Below are 17,954 nucleotides of genomic sequence, written 5' to 3'. Positions count from 1 at the left end.
TGCGGAGGAGGGGCTACGGCCGGAGTACCGCCACGCCGTAGCGGCCCAGCACCAGCGAGCCCTCGATCGAGGCGCCGCTGAGCAGGTCGTCGTGGCTGCCGGGCACGTTCACCGTCACCGGCTCGCGCCCGTGGTTCAGCAGGAAGACGAACTCGCCGCGGCGTACGGCCTCCACACCGGCGGGGAGACCGGAGAGCGGAGGCCGTACGCCGGCTTCCCGGGTGACGCCCGCGAGCAGTTCGCGCAGCGCCTCCGGCTCGGGGAGGGTGGAGACGTACTGCGCGCGGCCCTTGCGCAGGACGGCCGGCAGACCGTCGAGTTCGCCACCCTTGTAACGGACGAGGACCTCGGCGTCCGCCGCGGCTTCCAGTTCCTCGGACCACAGCGTGCCCCGGAAGCCCTCGCACTCCACCGCCTCGCCCGCGTCCAGCGGCCACCACTCCTGGACCGTGCGGATGCCGAACAGCTCCCTGAGGCGCGCGTCCATGCCGCCGGGGCGGACGCGGTCGTCCTCGTCGGCGGCTCCCGTGTGGAAGCCGCACACGAGGGTGCCGCCGTCGCGCACGTACGCCAGGAGGTTGTCGATCGCGGCGTCGGTGAGGAGGTAGAGATGCGGGACGACGACCACGGCGTACTCGCCCAGCGCGCCCTCGGGGCGGGCGAAGTCGGTCGCGACGCCCTCCTCCCACAGGGCGCGGTGCCAGGCCCGTACGACCTCCGGGTACTCGACGTGGACCGAGGGACGGCCGTCCTGCTGGTCGGCCCACCAGGACTCCCAGTCGTGCAGGATCGCCACCGGGGAGGGGGAGTGGGTGCCGGCGACCGCGGGGGCCAGCCGGGCGAGTTCGGCACCGAGGCGGGCGACCTCCCGGTACGTACGGCCGTGCTCGCCCGCGTGACTGACCATCCCGGAGTGGTACTTCTCCGAGCCCTGCCGGGACTGCCGCCACTGGAAGTAGCAGATGGCGTCCGCCCCGCGGGCCACGGACTGGAGGGAGAACAGGCGGTTGAGGCCGGGCGGCTTCGGGTGGTTGACGCCGCGCCAGTTGACCGGTCCCGCCGCCTGCTCCATCACCATCCAGGGACCGCCCGCCTGGGAGCGGGTCATGTCGCCGATCATGGCGTTGTACTGGCCCGCCCACGGGTCCTTGGGGTCCGGGTAGACGTCGACCGAGACGATGTCCTCGTGGTCGGACCACTTCCAGGCGTCCTGCCCCGTCCAGAACGGCATGAAGTTGGTGGTGACCGGGATGTGCGGGGTGTGGCGGACCACGATGTCGCGCTCGGCGAGGTAGCACTCCAGGAGCGCGTCGGACGTGAAGCGCTTGAAGTCGAGCACCTGGGCCGGGTTCTTCATGTACTGCGCGCGGCGGGGCGGCAGGATCTCCTCCCAGGAGCCGTAGTGCTGGCTCCAGAAGGCGGTTCCCCAGGCCTCGTTGAGGGCCTTTGCCGAGGTGTACTTGGCGCGCAGCCAGTCGCGGAAGGCACGGGCCGCCTCGTCGCCCCAGTCGTGGGTGCAGTACTCGTTGTTGATGTGCCACATGGTGAGCGCCGGGTGGCTGCCGTAGCGGGCGGCGAGGTCCTCGGTGATGGCGGCCGCGTACCGCCGGTAGACGAGACTGGAGTGGGAGAACTGCTGCCGGGAACCCCACCAGACGGTCCGGCCGTCCTCGTCGCGCGGCAGCGTCTCGGGGTGCAGCTTGCCCATCCACGGCGGCGGGGAGGCGGTGGGGGTCGCGAGGACCACTCCGATGCCGTTCTCGTGCATCAGGTCCATCAGACGGTCCAGCCAGCCGAACTCGCGCGCCCCGGGGCGCGGTTCGAGTTTCGCCCAGGAGAAGACGCCGAGGGTGACGGAGTTGACGCCCGCCTGCTTCATGAGGCGTACGTCGTCGGACCAGACTTCCTCGGGCCACTGCTCGGGGTTGTAGTCGCCGCCGAAGAGCAGTCGGTCATTGATCACTTGGGGTCTCCGTACTGGATGCCGCGGCCGTTGGTGCCGAGGTAGACACGGCCGTGGATTCTGGGGTCGCCGGTGATCGTCTCGCCGGTCCAGCCCCACTGGTGGGCGTCGTCGTTGATGCGGCTCCAGGTCTTCGCCCCGTCGTCGGAGCGGTGGACGGCGGTGACGGCGCCCACCGCTCCGACCTGGTAGACCGCCGGGTACGACGCGCCGTCGGCGGCCCTGCCGAAGCCGAGGGTGTACGAGGCCCGGCAGCTGGTGACCCTGGTGAAGGACGCGCCGCCGTCGACCGACCGGTACAGGCCGCTCTCCTTGGCGGACAGCCACAGGTCGCCGCTGCGCCCGGGGGCCGCCGCGATCCTGAACTGGGCGTCGCCGGACGGCAGCCCGGTCGCCCGCGCGGTGAAGGTACGGCCGCTGTCCGTGCTGGCGTACAGGGTTCCCGCACCGGAGTCGTACGCGTAGAAGAGCGCCGGGCGGGCCGGGTCGGCGACCGGCGTGGCGCCCTTCGGGAAGGAGGGGACCTCGGACCAGGTGGCGCCGATGTCGGTGGAGCGGTGCGCGGGGTGCCTGGTTCCGTCCCAGTGGACGAAGGACCACAGCAGGGTCTTCCCGTCGGCGCTCACGGCGATCGGCCCCGGCGCGCCGGCGGCGAGGGAGGGCTGGGCCGCGAAGGGCGCCCAGGTCCGGCCGCCGTCGTGGGAGTGCGCGCCGTTGCCGTGGTCGCCCCAGCCGGCCCGCACCACGTACGAGGGCCTGAGCGCGGCCTGGGCGAGTCCGGTGGCCGATCCCATGACGGGGTTCGACGCCATGCCGCGTGCGGGGGAGGCCGTCAGCCGCTCGTGGTACATCACGCCGAGGTCCCCGAGCCCGCTGATCAGGTGCGCCTCGCCGGCCGGGGGCGAGATGAGCTGGCGGACGGAGGCTTCCTCCAGGCCCCGGACCCGCGGTGCCCAGTGGACGAGGTCGCGGGTGCCGAAGAGGGTCGCGCCCGTCCCGTACACGATGTGCTCGGAGTCGTACGGGTCGATGGCGACGGTCTGGATCCACCATCCGAACTTGGGCCTGTCCTCGCCCCACTTCAGGAAGGGGGTCTCGGAGACGTCGAGGACGGCGGTGTCCTTGAGGGAGGTCCAGGACGTCCCGCCGTCCGTGGAGCGGAAGAGGGTGTCGACCTCCGACCAGCGGTTGTTGGTCGACACGACGACCGTGCCGGGGCGGCGCGCGTCCACGGCGAGACCGCCGTAGCCGAAGGCGCCGCCCGGCCGCACCGGGGTGACGTCCGCCCACCGGCCGGTCACGGTGTCCAGCTGGTGGACCGAGCCGCCGGTCTGGTTGTTGGGCCCGGGGGTGTCGGCGTACGTGACGTACAGGGCGCGGGTGCCGGTGTCGTACGCGGCGTGGATCGGTACCCTGGCGCTCTCGCCGGCCGGCTGCCCGGGCACGGCCTCCCAGTCCGTGCCGGTCCTCCGGTACAGGTTCGCCGCGCCGCCGTCGCCCCAGCCGGCGTACACGGTCCGTCCCGCGGCGGCGAGGAAGGTGACGCCCTGGCCGGAGGCGGACGGCGCGGCCGGGAAGTCCGCCGCCGCCCAGGTGGCGCCGCGGTCCGTCGACTTCAGCAGGCCGTCGTGGCGGGTGCCCAGCCACAGGGTGTCGCCCGCGGCCGGGTCGACGAGCAGGCGTTCACCGGTGCCGCGGCCGTCCTCGTTGGCGCCGAGCTTGACCGTCAGGTCGGTGCGGGACCAGGTGGCGCCCCTGTCGTCCGAGCGGAGCACCGCGCCGTTCCCGCTCCAGGGCTGGGAGTACGTGCCGAGGGCGAGGTAGAGACGGTTCGGGCGGGCGGGGTCGACGGCGATCGCCTCGACGCCCAGCAGGTTCCAGTCGTCCCAGCCGAGGTGGTCGGTCAGCGGGGTCCAGGCGCCGGTGGTGTCGGACCACCGGTACGCGCCGCCGATGTCCGTACGGGCGTAGGCCAGCCCCTTCACCCCGGGGTGGAAGAGCACGCCGGTGATGAAGCCGGTGCCGCCGATGACGGCATTGCGCCAGCGGTACGGCCGGACGCCGGCGGTGGCCCCGGCGGGGTTCGCGGCGGACGCGGCGTAAGCGGTGCCCGGGGCGGCGGGCAGCGCGGTGAGCGCGGCCGCGGCCGAGGCGCCGGCGAGCAGGGAACGTCTGCTGGGCGTGCGCAGCGGTTCTGGCATGGCGGTCTCCTTCTGGCGGGGGTGAGGAGGAGCACGAGCACGAGCAGCGGGTGCCGCCGCGCGCGGGCGGTTCGGGTGCGCTCGTGCGCGGCGGCGGTCCGGCGCCCCGGTCGCGGGAACCGAGGGGAGGGTCCGGGCCGCGGGAGCCCGGGGGAGAGGGTCCCGGCCGCGGTGGCCGGGGCGGGGCAGGGCCGTCAGCCCTTGATCGCGCCGGTGAGCATGCCTTGCCTGAAGTGCTTCTGCACGAAGGGCGAGAGCACCGCGACCGGCACGAGGGCCAGCACCATCACCGCCATCTGGATGGCGAGCGGCGACAACCGACCGGTGTTGATGACCTGCGCCAGGCCGGTGGGCCGGGTCTGCTTGATGACCAGCTGCTGCATGATGTTCTGGAGCGGCAGCATGTCGGGGTCGCTGATGTAGATCGAGGCGTTGAACCACGCGCTCCAGTAGCCGACCGCGTAGAAGAGCGTGATCACCGCGATCACCGCCCGCGAGAGCGGCATGACGATCTGCCAGAGGATGCGGAGGTCTCCGGCTCCGTCGATCCGGGCGCTCTCGACGAGCTCCTGCGCGGTGCTCATGAAGAACGCGCGCAGCACCAGGATGTTGAAGACGTTGAGGGCGCTCGGCAGGATCAGCGACAGGTAGGTGTCGGTGAGCCCCAGGCCCTGCACCACCAGGTAGGTGGGGATCAGCCCGGCGCCGAAGAACATCGTGGCGATCAGGAACACGAGGATCGGCCGGTGGAGCACGGACCCGGGCCGCGAGAGACCGAAGGCGCAGAGGACGGACACCGTCATGCTGAAGAGCGTGCCGACGACGGTGACGCCGACGCTGACCAGTGCGGCGCGGGTGACCTGCCCGCCGCTCAGCAGCTCCTGGTAGGCGATGAAGGTGATGTCCCGGGGGATCACCACCAGGCCGCCGGTCTCGGTGATCGTCTTCGCCGAGGACAGGCTGGTGACGATCACCACCCAGACGGGGAAGAGCACGGCCAGGCAGACCAGGACCAGCGTCACCCCCTTGGTGGCGAGCCCCGCCCGGCCGGGTTCCTCCTCCCACGCCGGGCGCAGCCGGCCGCGCACGAAGCGGCCCTGTGTGGTTCCCGTGAGCGCGCTCATCGCTTGTACACCCCCTGCTCGCCCATCAGGTGGGCGACCTTGTTGGCTCCGAGCACCAGCAGGAGGCCGAAGATCCCCTTGATGATTCCGACGGCGGCCGCGTAGCTGAAGTTGCCGTTCTGGATGCCGATGTTCCAGACGTAGGTGTCCAGGACCTCGGCGGCGGTCGGCCCGACCGCGGTGCGCTGGAGGAGGATCTGCTCGAAGCCGACCGTGAGCGCGTTGCCGACCTGGAGCACCAGGAGCAGCGCCACGACCGGACGCAGGGCGGGCAGGGTGATGTGCCACATCCGCCGCCAGCGGTTGGCGCCGTCCATCGCGGCGGCCTCGTACAGGTCTGGGCTGACGGCGGCCAGCGCGGCGAGGAAGACGATGACCCCCCAGCCCGCGTCCTTCCAGATCATCTCGAAGGTGATCAGGAATTTGAACAGACCCGGATCGGTCATGAGGTCGAACGCGCCGTGGCCGTGGTCGCGCAGCGTCTGCGCCACCAGGCCCGCCCCGCCGAACATCTGCTGGAAGATCGTGACGACCAGGACCCAGGAGAAGAAATGCGGCAGGTAGAGGATCGCCTGGGCGACCGCCCGCACCCGGGGGCGTACGAAGCTGTTAATGAACAGCGCGAGCAGGATCGGGACCGGGAAGAACAGCGTCAGCTGGATCAGGAAGATCGCGAGGGTGTTCCCGAGCGACTGCCAGAACAGCCGGTCCTCGACCATGTGGCGGAAGTGCTCGATTCCCACCCACGGGCTCTGTGCGATCGCCTGGAACGCGTTGTCCGCGATGTACGGGTCGTAGTCCTGGAAGGCCACGACATTGCCGATCAGCGGCACGTAGTGGAAAACCAGCAGCAGCAGAAGGGCCGGCACGACCATCAGCAGCAGGACGCGGTCCCGCCGCAGCCGGTGCCGCAGCGTGATGCCGCCCGCCGCACCGCCGGAGCCGGGACGGTCCGTCCCGGGGCCTGCCGGCCCCTCGCTCCGGCCGGTTTCCTCCCCCGCGTCCGGTGGCGGCCGCCGCGTGCCGCCGCGGTCCGCCCGGATCACCCCCGCTGTGCTCCCCCCGGGGGCGGCCCCCGGGTCCTTGGCCGAAGTGCTGTGGGCCATCGTGTCTCCTCGGTGCCGCGCGGCGCTGGTCAGGTGGCCGAGCTGCCCGTCTCGTCGAGCAGCTTCTTGTACCAGTCGCGCAGCTCGTCACCGCCGCCGGACTTCCAGTCGGAGACCGCCCGCTGCATGTCGCCGACCTTCTTGCGGCCGCGCACGATGTCCTTCTCCAGGTCCTCGAACTGGCTGTTGAGCTCGGTGTACCGGTTGGGCTCCTGGATCTGCATGCCGTAGAAGAGCGGCTTCCTGAGGTACGCCCCCATGCGCTGCTGCCACCCGGTCATGCCCTTGACCACATCGGGCTGGTCGGGATAGGCGATGAAGGGCGCGGAGGACGCGATGTACTCGTACGTCCCGAAGACCTCGTTGTTGCCCTTGCCGTTCTTGGTGAGCACCCCGTCCTCCAGGGTGTGGTGGACGCCCTCGACGCCGAACTGCCGCAGCCGCTGCTCCTTCGAGCCGTACGGCGCCGCGGTGAAGTTGGCGAGCGCGAGGACGTCCCGGACCGTCTTCTCGTCGGCCTTCTCGCTGACGAAGCACCACATGTGGGCGGGCGCGGCCGCGTAGAGGGTGGGCTTGCCGCCGTCGTGGGCGAAGTAGTCCATCGCCGCCATGGCGAACTTCTTGTTCTCCACGCGCTGGACCGCGGTCTTCCCGTACCAGTCGGACAGGTCGGCGTTGTACATCAGGACCTTGCCGCCGGCGAAGAGGTTGCCGATGTCGCCGCTCTCGGACTTGGCGTCCGGGTGCACGAAGCCGGCCGAGTACAGCGACCGCGACCAGTCCAGGGCTTCCAGGAACTCGGGGGTCTCGTAGCGGTTGACCAGCTTGCCGTCGACGAGCTGCCAGTAGTGCGGCTTCTCGGGCAGTACGCCGAAGAAGGCGTAGGCCGCCCAGGTCATGTCACCGCAGGCCCAGACCTTGCTCTTCGGAGCGTTGAGCTCCTTGCAGAGGTCGAAGAACTCCTGGGTGGACTTCGGCGCGGTGAGCCCCTTCTCGTCGAAGAGGTCGGCGCGGTAGAACGCCGCGATGTTGGGGGTGTCGGCCCCCGGCATCGGCAGACCGCGCAGCTTGCCGCCGAAGACCGACCGCCGCCAGGCCGGGGTGGGGACCGCGGCGAGGTTCGGGTAGTCCTTGACCTTGTCGCCCGACAGGTACGGGCCCAGATCGGCGAACTTGTTGCTGATGGCGCTGGGGATCTTCCCCGTGAGCTCCCAGCCGGGGATGACGACCGCGTCCGGTATGGAGCTGGAGGCGAGGACCGCGCCCAGCTTCTGCCCGTAGGAGGCGCCGTCCTGGTTCTGCCACTTGACGCGGACACCGGCCCCTTCGTCCATCGCCGTCCAGTACGGATTGCCCGTCTTCGGGGGAGTGCCGTAGTTCGGCGCCATGATGGTGAGCTCGCCGCCCCTGCCGAGCTTCTTCGGGACCGACACGACGAGCTCGCCGGCGGGCAGCGCGGTGGTGAAGCCGGCCGCGGAACCGTTCTTGCTGGGGAAGTCCGGGGTGACCAGAGCCGATGCCGTATAGGCGGGAAGCAGGTCCTTCAGCTTCTTCCCCGTCGTCGTGCCCTCGTTCTTCGACCCGCCGCTGCCGCCGCAGGCGGTGAGCAGCGGCATGCCGCCGGCCACCGCCACCGCGGCGACCGCGGTGGACGAGAGGAGGCTTCTCCGGCTCAGGGCGGAGCGGGAGGATGGGAGGTTCGGCGTCATTGCGTCAACCCTTCGTGGCGCGCCTGGACACACAGCGGTAACCGCCGGTCGGCTTTCGAAGCGCTTCAATGTTGCTGCGAGGTTAAGTGAAGCCGCGGGCCGGAACAAGGCTCGATACGCACATTCCTCGGCCAGAACCCGGAAGGTGGGGCAGCCCATTCGTCACTGGGGGTGGCCATGATGCGTCCGCGTGACTCCTTGACATGCGAACCGTCGAGCACCGAGCATCGAAGCGCTTCGAAGATTTCCTTCTCCAGCGCCACAAGGGGAGATGTACGTGACGACAAGCCCGCCCCCGTTCCGCGATCCCGGCCTTCCCTTCGGCAAGCGCGTCGACGACCTGCTGGCCCGCCTGACGCTCGACGAACGCATCGCGATGCTGCACCAGTTCGCGCCCGCCGTGGAAAGGCTCGGCATCGGCCCCTTCCGCACCGGACAGGAGGCCCTGCACGGTGTCGCCTGGATGGGACCCGCGACCGTCTTCCCGCAGGCGGTGGGGCTCGGCGCGAGCTGGAACGAGGATCTGGTGCGCAGGGTCGGCGAGGCGGTCGGTACCGAAGCGCGGGCCATGCGCTCCCGCGACGACCGTGTCGGCCTCAACGTCTGGGCGCCCACCGTGAACCTGCTGCGCCACCCGCTGTGGGGCAGGGGCGAGGAGGGCTACTCGGAGGACCCCGCGCTCACCACGGCGATCGCGGTCGCGTACACCAGGGGCCTGCGCGGCGACCACCCGGTCTACTGGCGCACCGCGCCCGTACTCAAGCACTGGCTGGCCCACAACAACGAGACGCGCAGGGACACCTCGTCCTCGTCCGTACGGCCGCGCGTGCTGCACGAGTACGACCTGCGCGCCTTCCGGGGAGCCGTCGAAGCGGGCGCGGTCGCCGGGGTGATGCCCGCGTACAACCTGGTCAACGGCCGCCCCAACCACCTGTCGCCCCAGCTGTCCGAGCACCTGCGCACCTGGACCGACGAGGAACTGCTGGTGTGCTCCGACGCCGGCGCGCCCACCAACCTCGTCGCATCCGAGAAGTACTTCGACACCCACGAAGAGGCCACCGCCGCCGCGCTCCGCGCCGGCGTGGACAGCTTCACCGACCACGGCACCGACGCTTCGGTCGTCACCGGCCGGATCCGCCGCGCCCTGGAGCAGGGACTGCTCACCGGGGCGGACATCGACACGGCGGTACGCCGCCACCTCTCCGTCCGGCTGCGGCTCGGCGAGTTCGACCCCGGCCTCGACCCGTACGCGGGCACCACGCTGCGGGACTTCGACACCGCCGAGCACCGGGCCCTCGCCCAGGAGGCCGCCGAGCAGGCGATCGTGCTGCTCAAGAACGACGGGATGCTGCCGCTCGCCGAGGGCACCCGGATCGCCGTCGTCGGACTGCTCGCCGACGAGTGCAAGACCGACTGGTACAGCGGCTCGCTGATCCGCCGCTCCACACCACTCGACGGCCTGCGCGAACGCTTCGGCGCCGCGCACGTCACCTTCGCCGAAGGCGCGGACCGGGTACGGCTGAAGTGCGACGCGGGCTGGCTCCAGGTGCCCGGGGCCCCGGCGGACGGCGAGGCCCCGGCGGGCGAAGGGCAGGCGGTGGAAGGCGCACTGGACCCGGCGTTGCTCGCGGGCCGTACCGATCTGCCGTCCCTGACCACGGGGCCCGAGCCCACCGAACTCGCCCTGATCGACTGGGGCGGCGGCGCCTGGACGCTGCGCGCCCCCGACGGCCGGTACCTCTCGGTCGCCGACGACGGCTTCGTCCGCGCTTCGGCGGACCAGCCCGGGGGCTGGGTCGTCCAGGAGACCTTCGCACTGGAGCACCACGACGACGCCGGCGGATGCCTCCTCAAGCACACGGGGACGGGTGGATACGTCTCTGTCACCGCCGACGGCGTGAAGATCGCCGAGAAGGGCGAACTCTTCACGATCGAGTTCCTGGAGCGCGGCGAGGAGGCGGTGTCCCGCGCCGCGGCCACCGCGGACGCCGTGATCGTCGTGGCCGGAAACGACCCGCACATCAACGGACGCGAGACCGAGGACCGTACGACGCTGGCCCTGCCACCGCACCAGGAGCGGTTGTGGCGCGCGGCCCGGGCCGCCAATCCGCGTACCGCGCTGGCCCTGGTCTCGGCCTATCCGTACGCGGTGGCCGACGCCCACGCCGAGCTGCCCGCACTGCTCTGGAGCGCGCACGGCGGCCAGGCCGCGGGCACCGCGCTCGCCCGTGTGCTGGCCGGCGACGTCTCCCCGGCCGGGCGGCTGCCGCAGACCTGGTACGCGGCCGACACCGATCTCCCGGACCTGTTCGACTACGACATCATCGGCTCCCGCCAGACCTACCTGTACTTCGAGGGCTCCCCGCTCTACCCCTTCGGGCACGGCCTGGGCTACTCGTCCTTTGCCTACGAGGACCTGAGCGCCGAGCGCGACGCACACGACGCGGACCTGCTCCGCGTCTCGCTGACCGTCACCAACACCGGCCCCGTCGACGCCGGTGAAGTGGTCCAGCTCTACACCCGGGCGGTGGACCCGCCGGTCGTCCGGCCGTCCCGGCAGCTCGCCGCGCACCGCCGCGTGCACCTCGCCGCGGGGGCGGCGCGGCGCCTGGAGTTCCGCCTCCCGCTGTCGGAGCTGGGGTTCTGGGACGTCGCCCACGCCCGCTGGACCGTGGCGCCCGGCACGTACGAACTGCTCGCCGGGGCCTCCAGCGCGGACATCAGGCTCACCGCGTCCGTACGGGCCGAAGGCGACCCGCTCACCGCCAGACCCGTACGGGAGGCGGGTCTCGAAGCCGCGTCGTACGACGAGCAGCGCGGCACCGAGATCGTCGACCGCACCAGGACGTCCGCTGACGCCGTGACGCCGGCCGACGGCGCCGCCGAGGGACAACTGGTCTTCCGGAACTGCGACTTCGGGGAAGGCGGCGTCCGTTCCGTCACCGTCGAGGCATCCGGCGGGGGATCCGTCGAACTCACCCGGGGTGCCACGGTCACCACCGTCACCGTCACCCCGGCCGGCGGACCCTACGACTACGCGACCCGCACCGCCCCCTTCACCGCCTCCGGCGTGCACGACCTGGTCGTGCGGCTGTGCGGCTCCGTCCGCCTGGCGCGGCTCACCTTCCCGTCCGCACCGAACCCGAGGAACACCACTCGATGAAGTTCACCGACGGCTTCTGGCTCATGCGCGACGGCGTACGGGCCTCGTACGCGACCGAGGTACGCGATCTGCGCACGGGCGACGACCACTTCACGGCGTACGCGGCCGTCAAGCGCGTACGCGACCGGGGCGACACCCTCAACTCCCCGCTCATCACCGTCGAATGCTTCTCCCCGGCCGAGGGTGTCATCGGCGTCCGCACCACCCACCACGCCGGCCGGGCACACAGCGGCCCCGACTTCGCCCTGCCGGGCGCGCAGGTGGCACCCGGCGCCGGCAAGGTCCGCCGCGGGGCAGGCGTCACCGAGCTGACCAGCGGACCGCTCACGCTGCGCCTGAACACCGGCGCCGGGGCACCCTGGAGCCTGGAGTTCCTCGGCGCCGACGGGCAGCGGCTGACGGCCGTCGAACGCCGGGGCACCGCCTTCGCCACCACCCCCGACGGCGCCCACCACATGATCGGGCAGCTCGCGCTCGGTGTCGGCGAGCACATCTACGGCCTGGGCGAACGCTTCACCCCGTACGTCAAGAACGGCCAGAGTGTCGACGTCTGGCAGGCCGACGGCGGCACGAGCAGTGAACAGGCGTACAAGAACATCCCCTTCCACCTCTCCTCGCGCGGCTACGGCGTCTTCGTCAACCACCCCGGAAAGGTGTCGTACGAGATCGGCTCCGAGTCGGTCGGACAGGTGCAGTTCAGCGTCGAGGACCAGTCGCTGGAGTACTACGTCGTCGCCGGGCCCACACCCAAGGAGGTCCTCGCCCGCTACACCGCGCTGACCGGCCGGCCCGCGCTGCCCCCCGCCTGGTCGTTCGGGCTGTGGCTGACGACCTCCTTCTGCACGCCGTACGACGAGGAGACCGTCACCTCCTTCGTCGACGGCATGGCGGAACACGACATCCCGCTGAGCGTCTTCCACTTCGACTGCTTCTGGATGCGCGAATACCAGTGGTCGGACCTGGAGTGGGACCCGGAGGTCTTCCCCGACCCGGAGGGCATGCTGCGCAGGCTCACGGAGCGCGGCCTCAAGGTCAGCATGTGGATCAACCCCTACATCGCCCAGAAGTCCGCGCTGTTCGCCGAGGCCGCGGCCCAGGGGTTCCTGGTGCGGCGCCCGAACGGCGACATCTGGCAGTGGGACCTGTGGCAGCCGGGCATGGCCCTGGTGGACTTCACCCACCCGGGCGCGCGCGAGTGGTACACGGACAAGCTGCGCGTCCTCCTCGACCAGGGCGTGGACTGCTTCAAGACCGACTTCGGCGAGCGCGTCCCCACCGACGTGGTCTGGCACGACGGCTCCGACCCGGAGCGGATGCACAACTACTACACGCACCTCTACAACAGCACGGTCTTCGCACTCCTGGAGAAGGAGCGGGGCACGGGCCAGGCGGTGCTCTTCGCCCGTTCGGCGACGGCCGGGGGACAGCAGTTCCCGGTGCACTGGGGCGGCGACTGCTTCGCGTCCCTGGGCGCCATGGCCGAATCCCTGCGCGGCGGCCTGTCCCTGTCGCTGAGCGGCTTCGGCTTCTGGAGCCACGACATCGGCGGCTTCGAGGGCACGCCGGAACCGGAGGTCTTCAAACGCTGGCTCGCCTTCGGACTGCTGTCCTCGCACAGCCGGCTGCACGGCAACGTCTCGTACCGGGTGCCGTGGGCGTTCGGCGAGGAAGCGGTGGCGGTCGCGCGCAAGTTCACGCTGCTCAAGCACCGCCTGATGCCGTACCTCTACGGCGTGGCGGTCGAGGCGCACCGCACCGGCGTACCCGTGATGCGCCCCATGCTGCTGGAATTCCCCGACGACCCCACCTGCCGCACCCTGGACCGCCAGTACATGCTCGGCCCCGACCTCCTGGTGGCGCCCGTCTTCACCGCCGGCGGAGACGTCGAGTTCTACCTCCCCGAAGGCGCCTGGACCCACCTGCTGACCGGCGAGACGGTCCAGGGGCCGGGATGGAGACGCGAGGTCCACGGCTTCGACAGCCTGCCCCTGTACGTACGCCCGGGGGCGCTGCTCCCGCTGGGCTCCGACGACCGGCGCCCCGACGGCGACTGGCTCGACGGCCTGACGCTGCTCGTGACCCCGGAGACGGACGGCGCCGTGGTCACCGTCCCCGACCTGGAGGGGCGCCCCGCGGGCGTCTTCCGCGCGGTGCGCGAGGGCGACGGGGTGCGGGTCACGGCGGAGGGCTCCCGGCGGGCGTTCCGGGTCCGGGAGGCGGGAACCGGCCTCTGTCCTCCGGCCGACCCGCGATGAGCACCCCACCGCGGCGGTGGCACGGCGCAGCCGGTCTCGGGCCCGGCCCCGGACCCGAGACCGGCTGCGCCGCCGCGACGGCCGGTGCCGATGCCGGTGCCCGCGCGTACGTGGCGGCGGACGGCCGGTCGCGTCCCACCCCGTGGACGCGGTTCGCCCCGCGTCCGGTCCGCGCCATGGCCGATGCCGGACCGACGAGGGCCCCGGCGTTGCTGAGCCCGGCCGCGTACCGGAACGGCGGGAACGCGCCGGCCGACGGTGCCCCCGGCCCACGCCGCCGCCCGCGGCGCGCCGTGGCGCCGCGCCGCGGGCGGGGGAGCGGCCGGCATCACACCTGACGCACACGCGTGCCCCACCCGTATTCGGGGCACGCGCTCACCATGCCGATTCTGAGGAAAGCCGCACGCCCCCTGCTCGCCTCCGCCTTCCTCTCGGGCGGACTGCGCACCTTCCGCGACCCGCACTCCGTGCTCTCCGCCGCCGCCCCGGTCGCCCGGCCCGTCGCGGCCCGGATCCCCCGGCTGCCGGACGACACGGTCCGGCTCGTACGGATCAACAGCGCCGTTCAGCTGGGGGCCGGCGCCCTGCTCGCGACGGGCCGCTTCCCGCGCGCCTCCGCCCTCGCGCTGGCGGTCTCGCTCGTCCCCACGACCCTCGCCGGACACGCCTGGTGGAAGACCGAGGACCCTGATGAGCGGGCCCGTCAGCGCATCCAGTTCACCAAGAACCTGTCCCTGCTCGGCGGGCTGCTGATCGCCGCCGCGGACACGCACGGGAAGCCGTCACTGGCCTACCGCTCGCGCGCCGCGGCCTCTTCCGGCCGCCGCCGCGCCCTCCGGGCCGGGCGCGAGGCGGGCGCCGGTGTGTCCGGCGCGGTGCACGGCGTACGCTCTGCGGCCGCCTCCGTGGGGGACCGTCTCCCGGTCGGCTGACCCGTACGCCGGATTCCCGCGCCGAGGCGCCCCGGTACGGGCGGGCCCGGTCCGGCGGCGCCGTCGCCGGAGCGCGGCGACGAGGCCGGACCGGGCTCCGGGCGGCAGCGGGGAACCGCGACTGCCGGGACGGTACGGTCAGCCCGCCGCGTACACGTCCTCGACGTAGCGGCCGGAGGCGGTCAGTTCGCGCAGCCATGCCTCGGATTCCTGCGGCGAGGCTCCCGTACGCGCGCCGTGCAGGTCGCGGAAAGCGGCCCGGACCCCGGGCGCCATCCGGCTGCCGTCGCCGCAGACATGCACCCGCGCACCGGCCCGCAGCAGCTCCCACACCTCGTCCGCCTCGGCGGCGATGCGGTGCTGGACGAAGCGGTGGCCGTGCTCGGGCCGGGCGCTGAAGACGGGGCGTACGCGGACGGCACCGGCCTTCTCCGCGGCGGCGAATTCCGCGGCGTGCAGGAAGTCGCCGTCGGGGTCGTCGCACCCGAAGTAGAGCCGTGCGGGCGCGGTCGCGCCGGCGGCGACGCGGTCGGCGACGGCGCCGCGGAAGGGCGCGAGACCGGTGCCGGCCGCGACCATGATGACGGGGGCGGGGTCGGCCGGGTCCAGGCGGAACGCCTCGCGGCAGGGCTGGACGCGGGCCAGGACGGTGTCGCCGGGCCGCAGGGTGTGCAGGTGCGTCGAACCGGTGCCCCCGGGCAGCAGCGAGACCATCAGGTCGGCGTGGCGGGGGCCGGCGGCGGGCGACGACGAGACGGAGTAGTGCCGGATGCGCATCGGGGGCAGCAGCTTCAGGACGACCGGCCAGGGCAGGGCGCCGCGCAGGGCCGGGTGGGCCTCGATCAGATCGATCACGGTACGCGGGTCGTCCTCGGCGAGGGCTTCCAGGGCCGCCCGCTCGGGCGGACACGGGTGGTGGGCGGCCAGCAGGGCCGCCTGCCCGGCGGTCGGTCGCGCGCCCAGTTCCAGGTGGTGGGTGAGGAGCTGACGTACCGTCAGGGGGCGGTCGACCGGGAGGGTGCCGCGGCCGGGGCGGTCCGGGCGCAGCGCGAGGACGGTGTCCGGGTCCGCGCCGAGGGCGCGGGCCGCCCGCCCGACCGCGGCGGGCGCGTTGGCCGGCAGCACGGCGAGGTGGTCGGCGGTGCGGTAGGTGACCCCTTCGGGCAGCGCGATCCGCAGGAACCGCTTGGGCCGGGGCCAGCCCTGGGCCGTGAGGTCACGGGCCTGCGTGACGGTCATCGGGACGAGGCCGTGCCGGGCGGCGAGCGCGTCCAGCGGTCCGCCGGTGATCTCGGTGACGGTGTAGCCGGAGTCCCCGGCGGCCGGTGTGCCCGCGCCCGCGCTCGTGCCGACGCTCGTGGGATCGCCGTACCGCGCCAGCAGCCGGGTGCGCAGCGCCGCCGTGAACTCCTTGACGGTGCCGCCGAGATCGCCCGAGGCGTCGGCCTCGGCGCGCTCCAGCAGGCGTCGGCCGCCCAGCGCACCGAGCCGGTCGTCGATCAGCTTCGGCACGTGCTGGTACGTCGCGGCCCAGTTGCGGTCGCCGACACCGAGGACGGCGTACGGCACACCGGCCGCGGCCTCTTCGGGCGCGGCGCCCAGCCACCGGACGAAGGCGGCCGCGTCGTCGGTGGGCTGCCCGTTGTAGGAGGCGGCGACGATGACGACGGGACGGTCGGCGGGCAGCCCGCCGGCGAACGCGTCCAGCGGCGCCACGTCGGCCGAGAACCCCAGACCGGTCGCCTCGTCGGCCAGCCGCTCGGCGAACTCGCGGCAGGTGCCGTAGTTGGTGCCGTGCAGCACCAGCAGCCCGGTGCCCTGCGGGACGCGGACCGGCAGCCCTTCCGCGGGGCCGGCCGCCGTGCCGTCCGCGAGGGTGGCGCCGCCGCCCGGGAGCACGGCGAGTGCGGCGCGGGTCGCGGCCCGGTCTCCGGGCGTACGGGCGGCCAGGGTCAGGGTGAACCCGTCGGGCTTGAGGGTCAGGGTCTCCTTGACGCGCAGCCGGTAGCCGGTGTGGTCGATCAGACGGTAGCGGTGCACCAGGAGCGCGAGCAGCATGGTCGCCTCGTGCAGCGCGAACTGCCGCCCGATGCAGGCGCGTTCACCGGTTCCGAACGGCTTGTAGGCGTGCGGTGAGCGCGCCGCCTCGGCCTCCGGACCGAAGCGGGCCGGGTCGAACATCTCGGGATTGTCGCCCCAGGACGGGTCGCGGTGCAGCATCGGCGTGAGCACCGTGACCATGTCCCCGGCCCTGACCGGGAAGCGACCGCCGATCAGGGTGTCCTCGCGGGCCTGGCGGCTGAAGGCGGCGGCGGTCGGCCACAGGCGGAGCGCCTCGTTGAGGACCTGCCGGGTGAACGGCAGCCGGCCGATGTCCTCGAAGGACGGGCCGGGGTCCGCCTCGTCACCCCACAGCTCGTCACCCCACAGCTCGTCGGCCTCGCGCTGGGCCATGCGCAGCGCGACCGGGTCCTTGAGCAGGTAGTACAGGGCGAAGGAGAGCGCGCCGGAGGTGGTCTCGTGGCCGGCGATCAGGAAGGTGATGATCTGGTTGCGTACGTTGGCGAGATCGAGAGCGGGACCGAGGCGCGCCGTACCGTCCCCGCCCTCCCCGTCCTCCCCGTCCTCCCCGTCCTCCCCGGCGTCCGTGGCGTCCGTGGCGTCCTTGGCGTCCGTGGCGCCGAGCATCAGGCCCAGCAGGTCGTCGTCCCCCGTCTCGCCGCTCGCGGTCCGGGCGGCGATGACCTCGTCGACGACGGACGCGAGGTACTCCGCGTCGGCGCGGAACGCCGCGTCCTGCGCGCGGTGGTCGGCTCCGGGCCTGCGGGCGAACCTGGCCATGCTCCACTGGAGGCAGCGCACCATCGACTCGACGAACGGGTGCGGGGTGTCGCGTGCGAAGGATTCGAAGTCGAATCCGAAGCCGGCGAGCCCGATGGTGTCCAGCGTCATCCTGGTCATGTCGTCCGCGACGTCGACGGGCGAACCGTCGGCCGCCCGCCGGTCCCAGCAGGCCATGACCCGGCGGGCGACCTCCAGCATCGCCGGGTGGTAGGTGCGCATCGAGCCGAGCGCGAAGGCCGGCATCAGGATCTCGTGCGCCTTCGCCCAGTTCGGCTCGTCGTTGTACGCGGTGAACAGGCCGTCACCGGCGAACTCCCGGACGTTCTCCAGGACGACGGACACGCCCTTGGCGAAGCGGCTCTCGTCGGCCACCTCGGTGACCAGGTCCAGCGAGGAGACGAACAGCGTCTCGTGGCCGTTGACCCTGCGCCTGAAGACCGGGCCGTGCGTCCGGGCGAGGTCCATCGCCTGCTGGAGGGGGGTCGTGGTGAGGCCCGTCGCCGAACTGTCGGCGACCGGGATCATGTCCTCGGAAGCCTCGGAAGCCTCGGAAGCCTCAGGAGCAAGTTCGTCGGGGCGGGGCGCGATGGTGTCGGTCATGTCTCCAGCGTCACCGGGCCGGTGCACGCCTCATGACCGGGCGACTACATGATTGTG

At 72.4% G+C, this 17,954-nt stretch carries 9 protein-coding genes; 3 read left to right on the top strand and 6 right to left on the bottom strand.

Annotated features, from left to right (window positions below; translation table 11 throughout):
• Positions 1-13: 13 nt before the first annotated feature.
• The 5 genes from ACWDZ4_RS18140 to ACWDZ4_RS18120 all read right to left on the bottom strand — a co-directional run bounded on the left by ACWDZ4_RS18140 (position 14) and on the right by ACWDZ4_RS18120 (position 8,103).
• Positions 14-1,963 carry a beta-galactosidase gene (locus ACWDZ4_RS18140; RefSeq protein ID WP_451509391.1) on the bottom strand — a complete coding sequence of 650 codons (1,950 nt, stop codon included), beginning with the start codon at positions 1,961-1,963 and terminating at the stop codon, positions 14-16.
• The gene (locus ACWDZ4_RS18135) at positions 1,960-4,164 is read right to left on the bottom strand and encodes a 1,4-beta-glucanase (RefSeq protein WP_451509390.1); all 2,205 of its coding nucleotides are present in this window, start codon (positions 4,162-4,164) and stop codon (positions 1,960-1,962) included. Before ACWDZ4_RS18135 ends, ACWDZ4_RS18140 begins: the two co-directional genes overlap by 4 nt.
• 194 nt (positions 4,165-4,358) lie before the next feature.
• Entirely contained in the window at positions 4,359-5,288 is a 930-nt protein-coding gene (locus ACWDZ4_RS18130; RefSeq protein WP_451509389.1) for a carbohydrate ABC transporter permease, read from the bottom strand.
• A complete protein-coding gene (locus tag ACWDZ4_RS18125) occupies positions 5,285-6,394 on the bottom strand; it encodes an ABC transporter permease (protein WP_451509388.1) in 1,110 nt (369 codons plus the stop codon). Before ACWDZ4_RS18125 ends, ACWDZ4_RS18130 begins: the two co-directional genes overlap by 4 nt.
• A gap of 29 nt (positions 6,395-6,423) precedes the next feature.
• Positions 6,424-8,103 (bottom strand): extracellular solute-binding protein, encoded by a 1,680-nt coding sequence (locus tag ACWDZ4_RS18120; protein WP_451509387.1) that lies wholly within the window; start codon positions 8,101-8,103, stop codon positions 6,424-6,426.
• Positions 8,104-8,374: 271 nt separating this feature from the next.
• Here ACWDZ4_RS18120 and ACWDZ4_RS18115 point away from each other — a divergent pair, with 271 nt between their 5' ends.
• From ACWDZ4_RS18115 to ACWDZ4_RS18105, 3 genes are all read left to right on the top strand, one after another.
• A complete protein-coding gene (locus ACWDZ4_RS18115; RefSeq protein ID WP_451509386.1) occupies positions 8,375-11,266 on the top strand; it encodes a glycoside hydrolase family 3 C-terminal domain-containing protein in 2,892 nt (963 codons plus the stop codon).
• Positions 11,263-13,521, top strand: coding sequence for an alpha-xylosidase (gene yicI, locus ACWDZ4_RS18110; protein ID WP_451509385.1), 2,259 nt, complete (start codon positions 11,263-11,265; stop codon positions 13,519-13,521). The genes ACWDZ4_RS18115 and yicI overlap by 4 nt, the downstream gene beginning before the upstream one ends.
• 380 nt (positions 13,522-13,901) lie before the next feature.
• The gene (locus ACWDZ4_RS18105) at positions 13,902-14,453 is read left to right on the top strand and encodes a DoxX family protein (protein WP_451509384.1); all 552 of its coding nucleotides are present in this window, start codon (positions 13,902-13,904) and stop codon (positions 14,451-14,453) included.
• Positions 14,454-14,591: 138 nt separating this feature from the next.
• On the opposite strand, the gene ACWDZ4_RS18100 is transcribed toward ACWDZ4_RS18105, so the two are convergent.
• Entirely contained in the window at positions 14,592-17,897 is a 3,306-nt protein-coding gene (locus ACWDZ4_RS18100; RefSeq protein ID WP_451509383.1) for a cytochrome P450, read from the bottom strand.
• Between the last annotated feature and the right edge of the window lie 57 nt (positions 17,898-17,954).

Source organism: Streptomyces sp. NPDC003016 (assembly GCF_053591455.1).
This window is presented reverse-complemented; position numbering and strand designations above follow the sequence as displayed.

Coding starts and splice junctions, on each gene's coding strand:
- ACWDZ4_RS18120 (WP_451509387.1), bottom strand. CDS start 8,103: ATGACGCCGAACCTCCCATCCTCCCGCTCCGCCCTGAGCCGGAGAAGC.
- yicI (WP_451509385.1), top strand. CDS start 11,263: ATGAAGTTCACCGACGGCTTCTGGCTCATGCGCGACGGCGTACGGGCC.
- ACWDZ4_RS18135 (WP_451509390.1), bottom strand. CDS start 4,164: ATGCCAGAACCGCTGCGCACGCCCAGCAGACGTTCCCTGCTCGCCGGC.
- ACWDZ4_RS18125 (WP_451509388.1), bottom strand. CDS start 6,394: ATGGCCCACAGCACTTCGGCCAAGGACCCGGGGGCCGCCCCCGGGGGG.
- ACWDZ4_RS18130 (WP_451509389.1), bottom strand. CDS start 5,288: ATGAGCGCGCTCACGGGAACCACACAGGGCCGCTTCGTGCGCGGCCGG.
- ACWDZ4_RS18105 (WP_451509384.1), top strand. CDS start 13,902: ATGCCGATTCTGAGGAAAGCCGCACGCCCCCTGCTCGCCTCCGCCTTC.
- ACWDZ4_RS18100 (WP_451509383.1), bottom strand. CDS start 17,897: ATGACCGACACCATCGCGCCCCGCCCCGACGAACTTGCTCCTGAGGCT.
- ACWDZ4_RS18115 (WP_451509386.1), top strand. CDS start 8,375: ATGTACGTGACGACAAGCCCGCCCCCGTTCCGCGATCCCGGCCTTCCC.